Source organism: Candidatus Eisenbacteria bacterium (genome assembly GCA_016867715.1).
GTDB lineage: Bacteria > Orphanbacterota > Orphanbacteria > Orphanbacterales > Orphanbacteraceae > VGIW01.
Genome location: VGIW01000006.1, coordinates 41,625 through 58,887, shown reverse-complemented (window position 1 = coordinate 58,887; position 17,263 = coordinate 41,625). Strand labels below are relative to the sequence as shown.

At 67.1% G+C, this 17,263-nt stretch carries 9 protein-coding genes and 1 tRNA gene; 6 read left to right on the top strand and 4 right to left on the bottom strand.

Going from position 1 to position 17,263, the window contains the following annotated elements:
- Positions 1 to 12: 12 nt before the first annotated feature.
- Positions 13 to 4,794, bottom strand: coding sequence for a T9SS type A sorting domain-containing protein (locus FJY73_02515; protein ID MBM3319529.1), 4,782 nt, complete (start codon positions 4,792 to 4,794; stop codon positions 13 to 15).
- Positions 4,795 to 5,070: 276 nt separating this feature from the next.
- On the opposite strand from FJY73_02515, the gene FJY73_02510 reads away from it, so the two are divergent.
- The gene (locus FJY73_02510; protein ID MBM3319528.1) at positions 5,071 to 6,759 is read left to right on the top strand and encodes a sulfatase-like hydrolase/transferase; all 1,689 of its coding nucleotides are present in this window, start codon (positions 5,071 to 5,073) and stop codon (positions 6,757 to 6,759) included.
- Positions 6,760 to 6,904: 145 nt separating this feature from the next.
- Positions 6,905 to 9,841 carry a T9SS type A sorting domain-containing protein gene (locus FJY73_02505; GenBank protein ID MBM3319527.1) on the top strand — a complete coding sequence of 979 codons (2,937 nt, stop codon included), beginning with the start codon at positions 6,905 to 6,907 and terminating at the stop codon, positions 9,839 to 9,841.
- 103 nt (positions 9,842 to 9,944) lie between these two features.
- Here FJY73_02505 and FJY73_02500 read toward each other — a convergent pair whose 3' ends face one another.
- Entirely contained in the window at positions 9,945 to 10,181 is a 237-nt protein-coding gene (locus FJY73_02500) for a hypothetical protein (protein ID MBM3319526.1), read from the bottom strand.
- Positions 10,182 to 10,497: 316 nt separating this feature from the next.
- Between FJY73_02500 and FJY73_02495 the strand changes: the two genes are divergently transcribed.
- Positions 10,498 to 11,832, top strand: a complete 1,335-nt coding sequence (locus FJY73_02495) for a DUF512 domain-containing protein (protein MBM3319525.1) — start codon at positions 10,498 to 10,500, stop codon at positions 11,830 to 11,832.
- 62 nt (positions 11,833 to 11,894) lie between these two features.
- Here FJY73_02495 and FJY73_02490 read toward each other — a convergent pair whose 3' ends face one another.
- Positions 11,895 to 12,590: a hypothetical protein gene (locus FJY73_02490; protein ID MBM3319524.1), complete on the bottom strand. Its 696-nt coding sequence runs from the start codon at positions 12,588 to 12,590 to the stop codon at positions 11,895 to 11,897.
- 203 nt (positions 12,591 to 12,793) lie between these two features.
- Between FJY73_02490 and FJY73_02485 the strand changes: the two genes are divergently transcribed.
- Positions 12,794 to 13,822 (top strand): 6-phosphofructokinase, encoded by a 1,029-nt coding sequence (locus FJY73_02485; GenBank protein ID MBM3319523.1) that lies wholly within the window; start codon positions 12,794 to 12,796, stop codon positions 13,820 to 13,822.
- 110 nt (positions 13,823 to 13,932) lie between these two features.
- On the opposite strand, the gene FJY73_02480 is transcribed toward FJY73_02485, so the two are convergent.
- A tRNA-Glu gene (locus FJY73_02480) sits at positions 13,933 to 14,009 on the bottom strand.
- A gap of 255 nt (positions 14,010 to 14,264) precedes the next feature.
- Between FJY73_02480 and FJY73_02475 the strand changes: the two genes are divergently transcribed.
- Positions 14,265 to 15,659 carry a sigma 54-interacting transcriptional regulator gene (locus tag FJY73_02475; GenBank protein ID MBM3319522.1) on the top strand — a complete coding sequence of 465 codons (1,395 nt, stop codon included), beginning with the start codon at positions 14,265 to 14,267 and terminating at the stop codon, positions 15,657 to 15,659.
- A gap of 1,318 nt (positions 15,660 to 16,977) precedes the next feature.
- Positions 16,978 to 17,259 carry an MGMT family protein gene (locus tag FJY73_02470; GenBank protein MBM3319521.1) on the top strand — a complete coding sequence of 94 codons (282 nt, stop codon included), beginning with the start codon at positions 16,978 to 16,980 and terminating at the stop codon, positions 17,257 to 17,259.
- The last annotated feature ends 4 nt before the right edge of the window (positions 17,260 to 17,263 follow it).

Genomic DNA, 17,263 nt, shown 5'->3' with positions numbered 1-17,263 from the left:
CGCGCGCGGGTGTCACGGAAGCAACAAGAGTTTCTTCACGGCGATCGCCGGGGGCGCCTCGAGACGCACGAAGTAGACGCCGGGGGGAAGGCTCCGCCCGCGGGCGCACGTTCCGTTCCACTCGAGGGCGTGCGTTCCCGCGTCTGCTGTCCCCTCCTCGAGCACGCGCACCCGCTCCCCTTGCACGTTGAAGATCTCGAGGCGGATCGGTCCTCCGGGATTCGGGACGGCGAAGCGGATCGTCGTCGACCCGCGGAAGGGGTTGGGCAGGTTCGGAAGAACCGCGTAGGCGGATGGGGCCGCGCCGCTCGTCGTGTCCGCGATCTCCTCCTCGTCCTCTTCTTCTTCGAGGTCGAGCAGGAATCGGATCGGCGCTTCGAACGCCGGGGTCGTCTCGCCGTCCCCCTTCACGATGCGCGCGTAGGACGATCCTCCTCCGAACGCGTCGGTCGCCGCGCCGCAGACGCGCGCCTCGAGAAGCCCGTCGCCGCGGGGGACCGCGGCCCCGTCCGTCTCGACGATGAGGATGCGCGGTCCGTCCGGCCCGTCGGAGAGGGTGAGGACGAGGGGCGCGCGCCACGCGGAGGACGGGATCCAGACGATCGGGCGCGCCCACTGTCCGCGCGCCGGGAAGGAGACCTCGAGCGCGCGGATCGAGTCGAGAGTTCCGGCGTCGAGGCGGAAGCGCGCGGCAAGCGTTTCCCCCGCGCAGGAAAGAGAGGCGTCGCCGAGCGCGTACCATGCAGGGCCGTCGGAGCCGAGCGAGCCGAGCGGCTCCGGCTCGCGGCATCCTCGGTCGTAGCTTCCCGCGGCGACCGCGAGGTCTCCGGCTCCTGCCAAACCGTCTCCGTCGAGATCCAGGCACGAGAAGCCGCCCGCCGTCCCCCACGCGGCGACAAGGGCGCCGACGTCCTCGAGATCGACGCGAAGGTCGGCGTTCGCGTCCGGGCTCGAGAACAGGATCGTGTCCGGCGCGGAGAGGAGCCCGCCGGGCCCTTCCATGCGAACGTCGAGAAGCCCGCAGCCTCCGATTCGATCGACCGGGACGCGAATCATGTCGCGGAGATCCCCCGCGAGAGGGAAGGCGTGAGAGGCGTCGCACGAGACAGCCGTTTCCTCGAGGAGTCGAAGGTGCACGGTGAAAGAATCCGTCGCGCCCGGGTCGACCGGGTTTCCCTTGTCGTCGAGAAGAAGTCCGAGGAACGCAATCGGGGCGGGCCAGAGGGATGCGTCGTACGATTCCTCCACGGCTCGAACGACGAGAGAACACGCGGGCGGCTCCTCGGGATCGGGACCTCCGATCGGTTCGTGAACGGCGACCTGGGCGGTGTCGGCAAGGGTTCCCGAGCGCGCGACGACGAGGCCGCTTCCCGGCGCGAGCGCCGTGAAGAGCCCCGCCGCGTCGATCGAGCCGATCCCGCCGGCGCTCTCCCAGACGACCAGGGAATCGACCGCGTTGCCGTACGCGTCGGCCGCCTCGGCCGTGAAGAGGACGGTCGACCCGACCGGAGCGGCGACGGAGCGGGGCGCGACGACCAGCGAGCGCGCCTCGGCCGCCCGCACGCGGAGCGGGATCGAGTCGCGGAGCGATCCGAACGATCCCTGGATCCACCCGCTCCCCACTCGCTCGCAGACGAAGAACGAGTCGATCGCTCCTTCGCACGGTCCTTCCGCGCGGAGGGCGGGCCTCCCCTCCGCGAGATCCCCGTTCCGGTCGAGGAGCGCCGCGCGGACCTGGAGCGTCTCGCCGGCGGCGACCGAGGCGGAGTCCGGCTCGATGCGGAGAAGGACGGGGGCTCCCGGAAGAATGGTGATGCTCGTCGAGTCGCTTCCTTCCGCGCACGAGCCGACGACGACCGCGCTCCCCGCGCGCCGCGGCACGAAGACCCCGTTCTCGATCGTCCCCGCGTCTCCGCGGACCGCCCACTCCGCGAGGATCGGGAAGGTGTCCGCGAAGGCCGAGATCCCGAAGAGCGTGAAGGAGAGGAGGGAGTCGACCGTCGCGATCGGGTCGCGCGGGTCGATGAGGAAAGCGATCGGCGGGGCCGGGGCGCAATCGAGAACGACCGAATCGGCCGCGCTCCCCGCGCGCGCGATCGCCCATCCGATCCCTACCCCGGTCGCGCGGAAGAGCCCCGTGGAGTCGATGACGCCGAGCGAGTCCGTAACGGTCCATACAGGAGCCATTGCGATCGCATTCTTCCAACGGTCAAGGATTTCCGCCCGGAAGCGGACCGTGTCCCCGACCGCGATCCACGAGGGGCGCGGCGAGGCGCGGACCGAATCGGGCGCGCCGGTCTCGACGCGAAGAAGAGAGCGGCCGACCGCGTCCCCGGACTTCGCGCGCACGCTCGTCGTCCCGGGACGCTTCGGGACGAGGCGCCCGGCCGCGTCGATCGTGCCGAGCGTGTCCTCGAGAAACCACGCGACCGGCGCGTCTTGGATCACGTTCAGAAGATGGTCCCAGACGAGCGCGATATATCCGACTGTATCATCGGTGGTTACGCTCAGACTCTCAGGAACCACTTGAATGGAATCGGGTGGACCGGGAACGATCGACACGCGGGCGACGACGTCCAGGTCCCCGACCGAGCCGACGACCTCGAGCGAGCCGGGGCGGATCGCCAGGAAGAGGCCGGAGGCGTCGATCGTCCCGAGCGTGTCGCTCGCGGTCCAGACGGGATCCAGGTCGAGGGCGTTCCCCGCGGCGTCGTATCCGGAAAGGACGAACCGAGCCGTGTCCCCCGCGGCGAGCGCGACCTCCTCCGGTTCGACGGCGAGCCGCGCCGGAGGGCCGAACGCGCAGGTGACCGCGAGCGCGTTCGCGTCGTTCGGGTTCCCGTTCGCGTCCCCCGCGACGAGCAGGACGAGGGGAGCGCCGCTCTCCGATCCGCCGACGAGGACCGCGAAGCGAAGCGAATCGCCGTCCGAGGGGGCCGGCGCGTTGACGAAGAAGCGGGCGCGCACACGGGCCGGCGGAACCGCCGGTGTCCCCAGGGCGATGCGGAGCGTGTCCGAAGCCTCCAGTGCGCTCGCAGCGATCGGGACGCCGTTCCGCTCCGCTCCCGCGAAGGAGAGGAGGTGCACACCCTCGGGAAGAGCAACCGCGATTCGATCCCAACCCGCGGCCGGGATCCCCTCGTCCGGCGTCCAGACGGAGAGCGTGCAGAGAACCGAGGGGCTGTGGGCGATCCACGCGTCCGGCCGGATCTCGGCGAGACCGCCCGACGCGGGAGGCGCCTCGATCCGGAAGGGGACGCTGAGAGCCGTCCCCGTGAGCCCCGACGTGTCGGTCGCCGCGAGCCGGAAGAGGCACGATTCCGCGGGGCCGTCCGCGGTCCACTCGAAGACCGAGTCCCGAATTCCTCCCGTGGCGATGATCTCCGGAAACGTGAGGCCGCCGTCCCGCGAGAGACGAAGCTCGAGATCGAGCGCCTCGGCGCTCCCGTTCGGATCGAAGGACCCGACGCGAACCGGAACGGTCGTGCCGGCGTGGACCACGGCCGGTATTCCCGCGGTGAAGGAGGGGATCGGCCGAAGGTCGAGGATCCCGCGGCGCAAGGTGGGGAAGACGCGCGTGCGCCCTCCGGTGAAGGTCCGCCGCCACCGCTCGCGCCCGTGCGGGTCCGTGTCGCGGACCGCCTTTTCCACGGGCGTACCGAGGTAGGTGCGGAGCGTGTCGTAGACAGGGAACCACCAGAGGGTCTGATAGAGATAGGGGACCGGGTCGCCCTTCCAGTCGACCGCAGTCCCCCATCCGGTCATTCCGTAGTATCCCTCGCCCAAGAGACACGAGGCGAGCGTGAAGCGGAGGAACCCGGGGAAGCCCGGGTGCGGGAACGGGGCCTCCTTCGTCGAGAGATGGTTCGGATCGAAATCATACCCGTCCGAAGCGTTGAACGTAGGGAGCCCCGAGAGCCGAAACGGCGTGTTCGAGTAGAGCGTGTCGCCGCCGAGGAACCCCCTCTTCCTGTGGGTCATCCCCACCCACCAGCCGTCCCCGTGCTCGTGCGGGTACCCTTCGTGAAAGCGTCCGTTCACCCAGCGGTACGCTTCCAGGGGAATGTAACCGTTCACGGTGAGCACCTTCTCCGGCCCGATAAGGCCGCGGAGCGTGGCGAGAAATGTGTCCACGCCGGCGCTCCACCAGATCCCGAGCTCCTCGCTCGTGTCCGCGATCCCGTCCTGGTTCACGTCGATCGAGTCGACGCCCGGGGCGCGGCTCGACGCCCATTTGTTCATGTAGTAAATGTTGTCGACGATGTCGTCAATCCGGATTCCGTCGATGTCGTTCGGGAAGCGGAGGACAGTCGCCTCGGCGAGGAAGCGGGCGAACGCCCTCGCCATGTCGAGGCTGTAGTAGTTGAGACGGCCTCCTTCGCAGAGCGTGTCTAGGTCGTTCATGAGGTAGAGGTCTCCGTCCGTGTCGCGGAGGAGCCACGTGTCGGCGTGGGCCGCGACCGCGTCGGCCCACGCGTCCCGGTTGTGGAACTCCCGGCTTCCCCAGTTCGAGCAGGTGATTGATCCGCTGAGGTTGACCAGCACGATGAGATCGGGGTTCCGAGCGCGGATGGCGCGGAGCGAATCGAGATTGCGGTTCGCCGTGTCGGTGGCGTAGGTGTTGAGCTCGATGATGTCGTACCGGGCGAGCTTCGGGAAGTCGGAGGGCTCGAGCCTCCCGGGCATCGTTTGGAAGAGGAGAGGGTAGACATCGGGGGGGCGTCTGGCCGCTTCGCCGGTCGACGAAAGCGCAAGCGCGAGGAGGACCGCGAGAAGAGCGCGCCGGCAACGCACGAGAGACGACTTCCTTTCGACGAGCCGACCTTCTTTGGGTCAGCGTGCGCAAGGAATGAACAGCGGGGAGGGACCCCCGACGTACCGGGACCGAAAGGCCTTCATTTGCATGGTCTTGGTCGGAGACCGACCGGCCTCTCCCCGTCCCGAGAACGCATGCAGGGAGCGGGCCACAAGGAGAGGGGACCTTCCAAGGATCGGCCCGGAGGAGAGGAGCATGAAGGTGCCCGGGTCCCCCAAGCGAGGGGGGGCTTTTCTTCCGCCCGGCGGGGGCGCGTGTGGTATCGTTCACGGGAAAAAACGGCGCTTCCCCGGAGGCGAGAGGAGATTCCGACCCTGACGAACCTGAACGGACCCGGCGAGGCCGAACACCCGCGGGAGGAGTTCCCCCGGGCGAGCCTTCTCACGCTACTTCTTCTCGGCGCGGCGATCGGGCTTGCCGCCGCGGTCGCTGAGATCGCTCTTCTCCGGTTCGGAGAGATCGCAGGAGACCAGAGGGTCCCCTACTTCGGCTTCTTCCTCGCGTGCGGGGCGCTTCTCGCGGCGGCGGGGGGCGCGCTCTTCCATGCGCTTCTCGCGGCGCGGGGCGCGCGCCGTTCGGTGATCCTCGTGCTCGGGGCGGCCCTCCCCGTCCTCTTCTTCGCCGTCTTCGTTCCGCTGAACCTCCGCGGTTTACCGAACGTCTTTCTCTTCGTGACCGACGCGACCCGCGCGGACCACCTCTCACTCTACGGCTACGAGCGGGACACGACCCCCTTCCTCCGGGAGATGGGAAGGGAGTCGGTCGTCTTCCGGAATGCCATGTCGCAAGGATCGCACACGATCGTCACGACGCCGTGCATCCTCGCCTCGTGCTACCCGAGCGAGCACGGGATGACGAACTACCATCATGTGTTGTCGGAGCGCTTCGCGCTCCTCCCGGAATACCTGCTCGACCACGGGTACAAGACCTACGGCTACACGACGAACCCGCATCTCGGGCCGTACAACGGGTTCGCGCAGGGTTTCGACGCATACGAGTTCGATCCGGGCTGGGCGCACACCCCCGCCGGGATGGTGAACGACCGCCTCTTGATGTGGATCGACGAGGGGAACGAGCCGCCCATTTTCGGATTTCTCTTCTATGTCGATCCGCACAACCCGTACGTGTCCCCTCCTCCGTTCCAGCGGCTCTTCGACCCCGAGTGGCCGGGGGAGCCGATCACCGATTGGTATCAGGGGCCGAACAATAAGCCGGAGGAGAGAACCCTCTTTCATCTCCTCGCGCAGTACGACGGAACGATCGCCTATTGGGACGCGGAGCTCCGCGAGCTCATGCGCGTCCTCGAGGAACGGAGGCTCTTCCAGAACGCGCTGTTCGTCTACACGGCGGACCACGGGGAGGAGTTTTGGGAGCACGGAAAGTGGGGACACAACCGGACCCTCTATGAGGAGTCGATCCGTGTCCCGCTTGTCTTTTCGTTCCCGCTTCCGATCCGGTTCCCCCCGCTCAAGCGGACCTCGCGGGTCGTCGATCCGGTCGCTTCGAGCGTGGACATTGTCCCGACGATCCTCGAGTTCCTCCGGATCCCGCCCGATCCCCGCGCGCGGGGCCGGAGCCTTCTTGCTCCCGCGTTCGGCCGGAAGGACGAAGGGCCGGAGAGGCTGGCGTATCTGGAGCAGATCCTCACCCGCTACGGCCCGTACGATCTCCGGGGCCTCCGCACCGAGCGTTTCAAGTACGTGATGACGTTGAACTCCAAAGGAAACACGGACGTCGGGGACGCCTTCTTCGATCTCCAGGACGATCCGGGCGAGACGAGAACCGCGTTCGACACCCATCCCGAGGAGGCGATCCGCCACCGCAACCTGCTCGCTGCTCTCATCCAGGAGATCTCGACCTACGCTCCCGAGCGGGTGGACACGATCGAGGTCGACGAGGCGACCCGCGAGAGGCTCCGCGCGCTCGGGTATGTCGAATACTAGAACGAATTGCCCCGCGGCCTTCCGTTTGCTATAATTGCACGCGAACCCGCGGGTTCTCCCGATTCGCACCGCGGGCGGACGCCCGTCCTTGCGGCAGGAGCGTCCTCTGAAGTCTCCCCGAACGCACAACCGGGAAGGAGATGCCATGTCGCGCTCTGCACGCGCCGCGCTGTTTGTCTCGTTCTTCGCATGTTCGGCCTTCCAGGCCTTCGCCGTTCTTCCGCCGGAGCGCCCGAGCGCGGAATGGGAGATCCTCGCCCCCGCGACGGAGCCGCTCTCCTACGGGCGCTTCGTCCGCGGCGAGGAGGGGATCGACGCGGATCTCGATCGCTTCGCGCGCCGGGTCGGGGGCGCCTGGGCCGTTCAGAGAGACCCTCTTCTCGGGACGCCCCATCAGCTCGTTGGAAGCGGCATCGAGTACGCGGCCGGCGCGATCGACACTGAGGAGCGGGCGGCGGAGATCGCCGAGGTCTTCCTCGCCGAGCACGCGGATCTTCTTCGGGCGGACCCGCGCCGGTTCGGGGAGCCGTCGGCAGTCTTCGCGATGGATCGGTGGGCAGTGCTCTTCCCCGAAGTCCATGAGGGGGTCCCCGTTCTCGGCGGGCGCGCGCACGTGCTCTTCACGCGCGAGGGGAGGATCTACGCGGTGGGGAGCGATTTTCACCCGGATCTCGAGATGAGCACGGTCCCCTCGCTCGGCCGCGAGGAAGCGGTCGCGATCGCCGGGCTCGAGCTCGGCTACGTCGAGGGGAGGGACGGCGCGCGCGAGGCTTCTCTCTGGATCTACCCGATCCGCGGGGAGACGCGATACGAGTACCGTCTCTCGTGGCGCGTCCGCACCGAGATGGTCGAGCCGCTCGGGAATTGGGAGTCGTGGGTGGACGCGCGCACCGGAGAGATCTTCGGCAGGAGAAACCTCTACGAGTTCGTCGACGTGATCGGGATGTTGACCTCGACGGTCGATGATCCGAGCCCCTGCGTGTCTGCGGAGACACGCCCGGTGAAAGAGGCGAGCGTCCAGGTCGTCGGCGGGGCGAGCGCCACGTCGGGAGCGGACGGATCGTTCCTCATCGCCCACGCCGGTTCCGATTCGGTGGACATCTGGACGCGCTTCTACGGGCCGCGCTTCCTCGTCGAGAACTACGACGGCCCGAGCGCCCGGGACACGGTCCGGGTTCTGCCCGGTTCTCCCGCCTCCTTCCATTGGGACGACGCGAACTCGCACATCGCCGAGAGGGACGGCTGGCACCACGCGAACATCGTTCGCGACTTCATGAAGACGCTCGATCCGTCCTTCACCGGCCTCGACTACCGGATGCGCGTCCGTGTGAACCGCACCGACGGCTATTGTCCGGGCAACGCCTGGTGGGACGGCCAGCACATGAACTTCTGCAAGGAGGGATCGAACTACTCGAACACCGCCCGGCTCGGGGACGTTGTCTATCACGAGTACGGCCACGGCGTGACCCAGCGGCTCTACGGAAACTACTCGTATGACGGGGCGGTGAGCGAGGGGAACTCAGACATCCTGCCGCTTCTCATGCTGCGAAACGCGATGCTCGGAACGAACTTCTATAGCGGTGAATGCCACCTGGGGATCCGCACCGCGAACCACTCGATGATGTACCCGGACGATCAGAACGGCCAGGGGCACCACGATGGGCAGCTCGTCAGCGGCTTCTTCTGGGAGGCCCGCACGAACCTCGTGACGAACTACGGATCGGCAGTTGCCGATTCGATCCTCAAGCATCTCTGGCACTTCTCGCGGAAGGCAGGCCTCCCGGCAAACATGCAGGACCAGGTGACCTGGGTCTTTCTCTACGACGATCCGGACGGGAACCTCGACAACGGCACGCCGAACTTCGCCGATCTCGCGAGCGCGGCGGTTCGCCGAGGGTTCGCGGCGCCGGTCGTGAGCGAGGGGGTGCGGATCACGCACGCCGGCCTCCCCTCGACGACCGACACACTCCTCGCGCGAAACGTCGTCGCGACGGTGGAGGGACTCTCGACCGGCATCGATCCTTCATCGGTAAAGCTTTGGGTTCGGGTCTCCGGGGGCTCGTTCGACGAGATCCCGATGGCGCCGACCGGATCTCCCGATGAGTACGAAGCGGAGATCCCGGCCGTCTCCCGGAACGCGCGCGTCGAGTATTACATCGAGGCGGCCGATTCCGCCTCGCACGTCGATTGGAGCCCAACGAACGCTCCGGTCGCGCTCCATCGCTACGACGTCGTGTTCCACTACGATCCGTGCGAGAGCTTGGGGAGCTGGACGATCGGGGACTCGACCGACAACGCGACTGCCGGCATTTGGATCAACGCCGAGCCGATCGGAAACGAGACGCGGCCCGAATACGACGCGACCTCGGGCGACGGAGAAGACTGCTTCGTCACGGGGAACACGGCCAATGTGAACAACGGAAAGACGACGCTCTTCTCGCCGGTCTACGACCTCTTCGGCAAGCAAGGAGTCGTGGTCCGGTACGCGCGCTGGTATTCGAACGACTTCGAGGCGGTGGGGCCGCTCGTCGGCCGCGACGACTACTGGAAGGTCGATGTCTCGAACGACGGCGGCGGAACCTGGGTGAGCGTCGAGGACACGAACGAGGGGACCGAGTCGTGGGTGGAAGTCGAGGTGGAGATCGACTCCCTCTTCGCGTTCCCGGATCAGGTCCGGTTCCGCTTCGCGGCCCAGGACACGGGAAGCGCGACCCGAATCCACGCGGCGATCGACGAGATGCGGATCCTCGTCTGGAGCGACATTTCAACGTCGGTCCAGGCGGTTGAGACGGGCGGCGCGCCGCTCGTGTTCGCCCTCGGGGAGAACCGTCCGAACCCGTTCAACCCGCACACGACCTTCTCCTACACGATTCCCGCCAAGGCGCGGGTCTCGTTGGATATCTTCAGCGTGAGCGGCCGACTCGTCCGCTCGCTCGTCGACGGGGTGCAGGAAGCGGGGGTTCATCAGGCGGCGTGGGACGGGACCGATCGATCCGGGCGGCCCGTTGCTTCAGGACTCTACTTCTGCCGTCTCAAGAGCGGCGATGCCGCCGAGACCCGGCGGATCATGCTTCTTCGGTAGAGCCGCGCGGCCGGGAAGAAGTCGAGGCGGTGAGACGCACGGGTCTCACCGCCTTTCCCCTTCGTCTCTCGGGCGCCGGGCCCGAGAGGGCTCGCACTCCCCGCTAGAACGCGATCCCCCAGCGGGAGAAGCAACGGAGCATCTGGAAGTACTGGTACCAGAAAAGGAGCCCGCCCATCGCGGTCCGGCCGCGGATGTCCTGCTGGCCGGTGATGACTCCCGAATCGTCCGTGCGCGTGTTCGTTACCTGCGCCCCGGGTCTCTCCCCGGCGAGAGCCGCGTACGGAACGAGGAGAGCGAGAACGAGGACGAGCGCCACCAGCCGTTTCCGTGATCTCATGATCGACCCCTCCTTATGGAGCATGCAGAGCCTGTTGTTTGAGGTCCGGGCGGTTCCATGGCAAGGCATGTGCCAGGGACCGGGCTCGGAAAAGCCACGGCACGCGGGCGCGCGGAACTCCAATCTTCTTCGGGATCTCCGCCGACTCGGGCCGCGCGGGGAGGGCGGCCCGACGGTTCTCCGGGAGGCCGCTTGTTGAATTCCTGAACAAACGGCCCTCGGGTTTCGTTGCAGATGAGACCGAGGCGGTTGCAGAACGCGAGGGGGCCGCATGGGTTCCTCCCCGGCTATACTACGGGGGAGCGGAGGAGAGTCGATGGCGCGAGGCGTGCGGGTAGAGCGGCTCGACGCGGAATCGCCGGCGGCGCGGAGCGGCGTCCGAGTCGGGGACCGCCTTCTCGAGGTGAACGGGAGGGAGGTGGAGGACCATCTCGACGTCCGCTTCCACGCGGCGATCGGAGAGATCGATCTTCTTCTCGATCGAGAGGGGGAGCGGATTCGAACCCGTCTTCCCGACGAAGAATTCCCGTTGCGGGGGGTCACCCTCGCGGAGATCCGCCCGAAGGTCTGCGGCTCGGACTGTATCTTCTGTTTCGTCGATCAGCTTCCGCCCGGCGTCCGCCCGTCGCTTCTTGTGAAGGACGAGGACTATCGTCTCTCCTTTCTTCACGGCAACTACATCACGCTCTCCACGCTCAGGGAACGGGAGATCGAGCGCATCGTCGAGCAGCGCCTTTCGCCGCTCTATGTTTCCGTGCACGCCGTCGATGACGAGGTGCGGGCCGTGCTGCTCGGCCGGCGGCCGAGGCGGCCTCTTCTCCCAACGATGGATCGCCTTCTCGCCGAGGGGATCGAGATCTGGGGGCAGGTGGTGCTTTGTCCCGGCGTGAACGACGGGACCGTGCTCGACGAGACGATCGAGGAGCTCGCGCGGCGCCACCCGCGCTTCCGGGGGCTCGCCGTCGTTCCGGTCAGCCTCTCGGAGCGTGCTCGCCCGCATCCGCTTCTCCGTCCCGTGACCGCCGAGATCGCCCGCGCGATCGTCGAGCGGATCGCCCGGCATCAGCGCATGCTTCTCGCGCGCGTCGGAAGCCGCTTCGTCTTCGCCGCGGACGAGTTCTTTCTCCGGGCGGAGCTTCCGATCCCGCCGGCGGAGGAGTACGAGGAGTTCGGAATGATCGAGGACGGCATCGGGATGGTTCGCCGCTTCGTCGACGGTTTCGAGGCCGAGAGAAGGAAGAAGAGAGGGCGGGTGCCGGTTCTCGATGATCTCACGGTCGTGACGGGGACGCTCTTCGCTCCTGTTCTCGCGCCCCTTCTCCGGCGGGTCGAGCGGGAGCTCGCCCTTCGCATTCGGCTCCTCCCGGTCACGAACCGCTTTCTCGGGACGGCGGTCGAGGTCGCGGGGCTTCTTCCGGGGGCGGACATCGTCCGCGCGCTCCGGCGGGAGGGGGCGGGCGGGGTCGGCGTTCTCCCGGCGGAGGCGGTTTCGCGCGCGAACGGGCTCCTCATCGATGACTACACTCCCGAACGAGTGCGGAGCGAGGGCGGTCTGGAACACCTCTGCCTCGCGGAAGGCCCGGCCGATCTCTTCCGCATTCTGCGCGAAGGTCCGCTCGAGGGGGCCGGCAAGGGCTCGTACGGCGGATAGGTCCGCGTGCGGATGCGTCCGGCGGATGTACCTGACACAGGGGGAAGCGCGGCGCCGAGGGGTCACATGCGCGGGCGCCCGAGGCGATAGAGCCAACTCCCCGGAACCGCCAGCGTGATCTTCTTCCCTTCCAGTTTCGGTGCGAGAGGGAGAGCGTCTCCCTCGGGGCCTTGCGCCTCGAACGCGCAGAAGGAGCCGACCCATCCTTCGCGATCGAAGAAGTGGATCTTCCCGTCGATGAGGCGGACCTCGAACGGCGTCAGCATCTCGCCCACGATCAGGATGTCGCCCCCTTCCCACGCCGGGTTGTCGGAGAAGCGCCAGACCTGGCGGATGCCGTATCGGTCGACTTGGTACTCCTCCGTGAGAAGCGGGGTCCTCACGTAACGCACGGCCCCTTCCTTCGTTCCGAAGCTGAGAAGACCCCGCTCTCGCGTCCAGAGGACGGGTCCTCGATCTCCGTAGACCTCCACGAGCCAATAGGCGACCGCGGAGCGTTCGTCCGGCTTGAACCGGAGAAGCCAGCCCTCCTCCATGAACTCGATCCGGTGGCGGTCGTCCTCGAACACATAAACATTCGCCGCCTCCCGGATCGGGCTCGAAACGGTCGGCTCGCTCGCGCCGGGCCGCGTCGTGAGACGAGGGGGGACGGTTCCCTTCGGCTCGACCGCCTCGGCGAGATTCGGAGAGAGGTGGAGGGCCAGGAAGAGAGCGGCCGCGGAGAAGCCGGAGCCGGGACGAGCCTTCACATGCGCCATGACGACCTCCCACTCGAAGAAGAGAGAATCTAACCTCAACGTAGACCGGCCGTTGACGAGCGTCAAGGAGGAACGGAACGAACGTCCGCAAAGGGCAAATAAACCGTTGCCGCATCGGGCGTTTTGGTTTACTTTTCCTCCCTACCGACGGAGAGGGAAACACGCGCGAGCGCCTGGAGGGGCGCACGGAGGAAAGAGCGCAGATGAAGATCGGAATGCTCACCGGCGGGGGCGATTGCCCCGGTCTGAACGCGGTGATCCGTGCAGTGACGCGCAAGGCGATCGTATCGTACGGCGACACCGTCATCGGGATACGGAACGGTTGGAAGGGTCTTCTTCAGAACGAATCGATCGAGCTGAAGCTCGCGAGCGTCTCGGGGATTCTCCCTCGCGGGGGGACGATTCTTGGGACGTCCCGGACGAACCCGATCGGGAAGCCGGATCAGATGGAGAAGATCCTGGAGACGATGAAGCGGCAGGAGCTCGACGCGGTCATCGCGATCGGCGGGGACGACACGCTCCGCGTCTGTAACGAGCTTTACAGGAGCGGCGCGAAGGTCGTGGGCGTTCCCAAGACGATCGACAACGACATCGCCGAGACCGACTACACGTTCGGTTTCCACACGGCGGTGCACATCGTGACCGAGGCGATCGACCGTCTTCACACGACGGCCGAATCGCATCATCGGATCATGGTCGTTGAGGTGATGGGCCGGCACACCGGCTGGATCGCCGTGATGAGCGGCCTCGCGGGGGGCGCGGACGCGATCCTCATCCCGGAGAATCCTTACGACATCGACGAGCTCTGCGGCATTCTCAAGAAACGCCACGAGGTGAAGCCCTTCTCGATCGTGGTCGTCGCCGAGGGGGCTCTCGAGAGGGGGCAAGACGAACCGGTCGTCCAATCGCACAAGCTGGACGAGTTCGGCCACGTCCATCTCGGCGGCATCGGTTCGGTCCTCGCCCGGCAGATCGAGGAGCGGACCGGAATCCAGACGCGTGTCACGATGCTCGGTTACATCCAGCGGGGGGGAACCCCGACCGCGTACGACAGGATCCTCGGCACCCGGTTCGGCGTGCGCGCGGTCGAGGCGGTGCACGATGGAGACTTCGGCCGCATGGTCGCGCTGAAGGGGGAGGCGATCGAGCTTGTCCCGCTCGAGAAGGCGATTCGCGGGCCGAAGCGGGTGGACGAGACTCTCTTCAAGGTCGCGGAGGTCTTCTTCGGATAGCGGCGCGGCTGGAAACTTCAGAGATCAAAAATCGGCGCCGGGGATTCTGCTCCCCCGGCGACTTTTCGTCTTCGTTTCGGGAAGCTCCACGCCGGTCGGCACTCCTGGCTTGGCGTCCCCAACGGGATTCGAACCCGTGTTGCCGCCGTGAAAGGGCGGTGTCCTGACCTGGCTAGACGATGGGGACGCCGACCGGTCCTTCCTCGGAAAGGCGGGCTCCCGGTGAAGATAGGGGAATCCGAGGGGGGTGTCAACCGCCGCGCCCGATGGACCCTCTTGCCCGAGCCGCCGCGACCCGCCCGCGTGCTTCGTTGACAATCCCGGCCGGAACCCCTTATACTATATGCGAAACGCTGCGAGATACCCGATCGTGGTCGCGAGCTCCCCATCGTAAGATCCTGCGGTTCCGGCGGATGCCTCATGCGAAGGGCATCGGAGCATCATGGTGAGCACTCCCCAAATCCTGATCTGCGGCGAGGGCGCGGAGAGAGTCCGCCTGCTTGTCGAGAAACGCTCCCGCATCCCTCTCCGCTTCAGCCTGGCGGAGGAGCCGGAGCGGCTCCCGCAGGTGCTCCCCCGCCCGACCCCGAGCCTTGTGGTCGTTCTCGGCGACCTGTTCGAGGACCCGTTCTTTCAGAGCTGGAGGAATCGGCGCCTGGGAGATCTCCCGCTCGTCTGGATCCGCAAGACCGCGGGCCGGAGTCCGGACGAGGATCTCCTCCGCAGCGTCACGGTCGTTCCGGAGAAGGATCTTCCGTCGCTCCTCTACCTCATCGAGCTCGCGTGCTGGAGAAACGGGTGGCTCGGGGGCGCCGCGTCCGATCGCGCCGCCGAGGAGAGGGAGGAGGCGCGCAACTTCGCGCGCCCGGTCATCGGGCGCTCGCGAGGGATTTTCGAGGTTCTTCGAAACGCGCGCAAGGTCCTCAACGTGAACTCTTCGGTCCTCATCGTCGGGGAGAGCGGGACCGGCAAGGAGCTCATCGCATCAATGGTTCATCACGAAAGCGTTCGGCTCAAGAAGCCGTTCGTGAAGGTGAACTGCGCGGCGATCCCCGAGACCCTCCTCGAGAGCGAGCTCTTCGGGATCGAAAAGAACATCGCGACGAACGTGGACAAGCGGATCGGGAAGTTCGAGCTCGCCGACGGCGGCACGATCTTCCTCGACGAGATCGGCGACATGAGCCTCCTCACGCAGTCGAAGGTCCTCCGGATCCTGCAGGAGAGGGAGTTCGAACGGGTGGGGGGGACGCGCCCGATCCGCGTCCGGGTTCGCGTGATCGCGGCCACGAACAAGGACCTCGATCGGGAGATCCGCGAGAAGCGCTTTCGGGAGGACCTCTACTACCGCCTGAACGTGATCACGATCCGGATCCCGCCGCTCCGTGAGCGGGTCGAGGACATCGAGCCTCTCGTCGAGTACTTCATCGACCATTACTGCCGCATGAACGGGCTTCCGCCGAAGAGGATCTCCCGAAAGGCGCTCGACCTTCTTCTTCGCTACCGCTGGCCCGGCAACATCCGCGAGCTGGAGAACGCGATCGAGAGAGCGGTGGTCGTCGGGGACGGCGCCGTGGTCCGGCCCCAGGATCTTCCCGCCGCGATTCGCGAGGCGGCGGAATCCGACGAGGGGACCGGTGAGGATTTCTCGTCGTTCCGCCGGCGGACGGAGGAGTATGAGAAGAACCTTCTCGTCTCCGCCCTCGAGGAAACGGGATGGGTGCAGGCGAAGGCCGCGCGCAAGCTCGGGATCAGCGAGCGGAGCATGTGGCATCTCTTCAAGAAACACGGCTTGGACTCGGTGCGGCGGAAGGAGAAGGGGAGACCCCTCGGCGCCTGACCTCTCGATCGGACGAAAGAAGGCCCCCGCGCGAAGCGTGAGACCCTCGACCTCGCAACCAGGGGGTAAGCATCGAGCAACTCGGGTCGGGCATCGAGGTTCACGGCAGCCGCAGGGGCGCTGCGATACGGCCGATCCGCCGGCCGGAACATCCGTCTACTGCGGGTTTGCTTGCTTCGCGCCTTTCTGGGAGACCGCGCGGGCGGGGGAGAGGACGTCCTTCCGGTTCGGGGGAGCGGAGGGGGCGAGCCGGAGCTTCTGTTCCCACTATATGCAGAGAAGGCGATTTCGTCGACTCCCGCACCTCGGTCGCTCCGAGGATTCTCTTCCCCGCCGCCTCGGGATTCGATAGAGTCGAAGGCGAAGCGGGGAACTTCCAATGGCACGCGCTCACACCCCTCCCGACCTCGTTCCTTTCGTCGACCGGCTCGGGGAAGACCTCGCGCGCCTCTTCCTCCTCTTGGTTCCCGACCCGCTCGATGCCGAGGATCTCTTCTACGGCGAGGTGCTTCGGCTTCCGGCGGACCGCTCGTCCGGGGATGTCTCCGAGGCCGCGGTTTTCCGCTCCGCTCTCGTGCGGGCGAGGGGGCATCTCCGCGCGCTCGGCCGCAGCCACTACCGCCCGGTCGAGGTCGATGACGGCGTCCGAGGCGCGGGCTCGGAGGAAGCGGCGCTCCTCCGCGCGTGGAGCTCCGTTCCGCTCGCCGAGCGATGCGCGATCGCCCTTCTCGTCGGCTTCGAACGGCCGGAGACCGAGGTCGCGGCGGCGCTCGGTAAAAAGGCAGGGGATCCCATCGGGGCGGCGGAACACGGCCTTCTTCTCTTCGAACGGGAGCGGGCGGGAAGGAAGCGTCTCCCCGCCGCGCCGCGCGGCCGCGCGAGGGGAGAATCTCTCCGCAAGATCCTCGCGGCACCGGAGGGGGCCGGAATCGAGGAGGGAGAGGTCGGCGATCGCGTGGCGAGGGAGACGCTCTCAGCGGTTCGCGCCTTTCGGCGGCTCCACGGCGCGGTTCTCCGTGCCTCCGAATGGAAGAAGATGCAGAAGAGGGTTCTCCGGGAGGCGCCCGCGCGCGGGGGCGGGCTCCTTCTCGTCGACTCGTTCGAGACCCCGCTCGGCTGGTTCGGCGCCGCGTCCCTCGAGGGGGTCGTGGTCGGAACGGTCTTCGGAAAGCGGAACGAGTCGGATTGGCTCCGAGAGACGGCGCCCCTCGGCGTCCGCCGAGCGCGAACCGACCCCGGAGCTCTCCGCGCGGCGCGGCGTGAGCTTTTGGAGTACTTCGCCGGGCGCCGCAAGCGCTTCACGTTCCCCTACCGGCTGATGGGGGCGAGCTCTTTCCGCGCGGCGGTTCTCGACGCGTGCGCGCGGATCCCCTACGGCACCGTCCGATGCTACAAGCAGCTCGCCGAAGCGGTGGGAAGGCCCGGGGCGATGCGGGCGGTCGGAGGCGCTCTCTCGCGGAACCCGCTTCCGGTCGTTGTTCCCTGCCACCGCGTGATCGCCCGGACCGGCTCCCTCGGAGGGTTCTCGGGAGGCGTGGCCCTGAAGAAGAAGCTTCTCTCCCTTGAAGGGATGGGCGATCTCTTCCACTCCCGCCCATGACTCC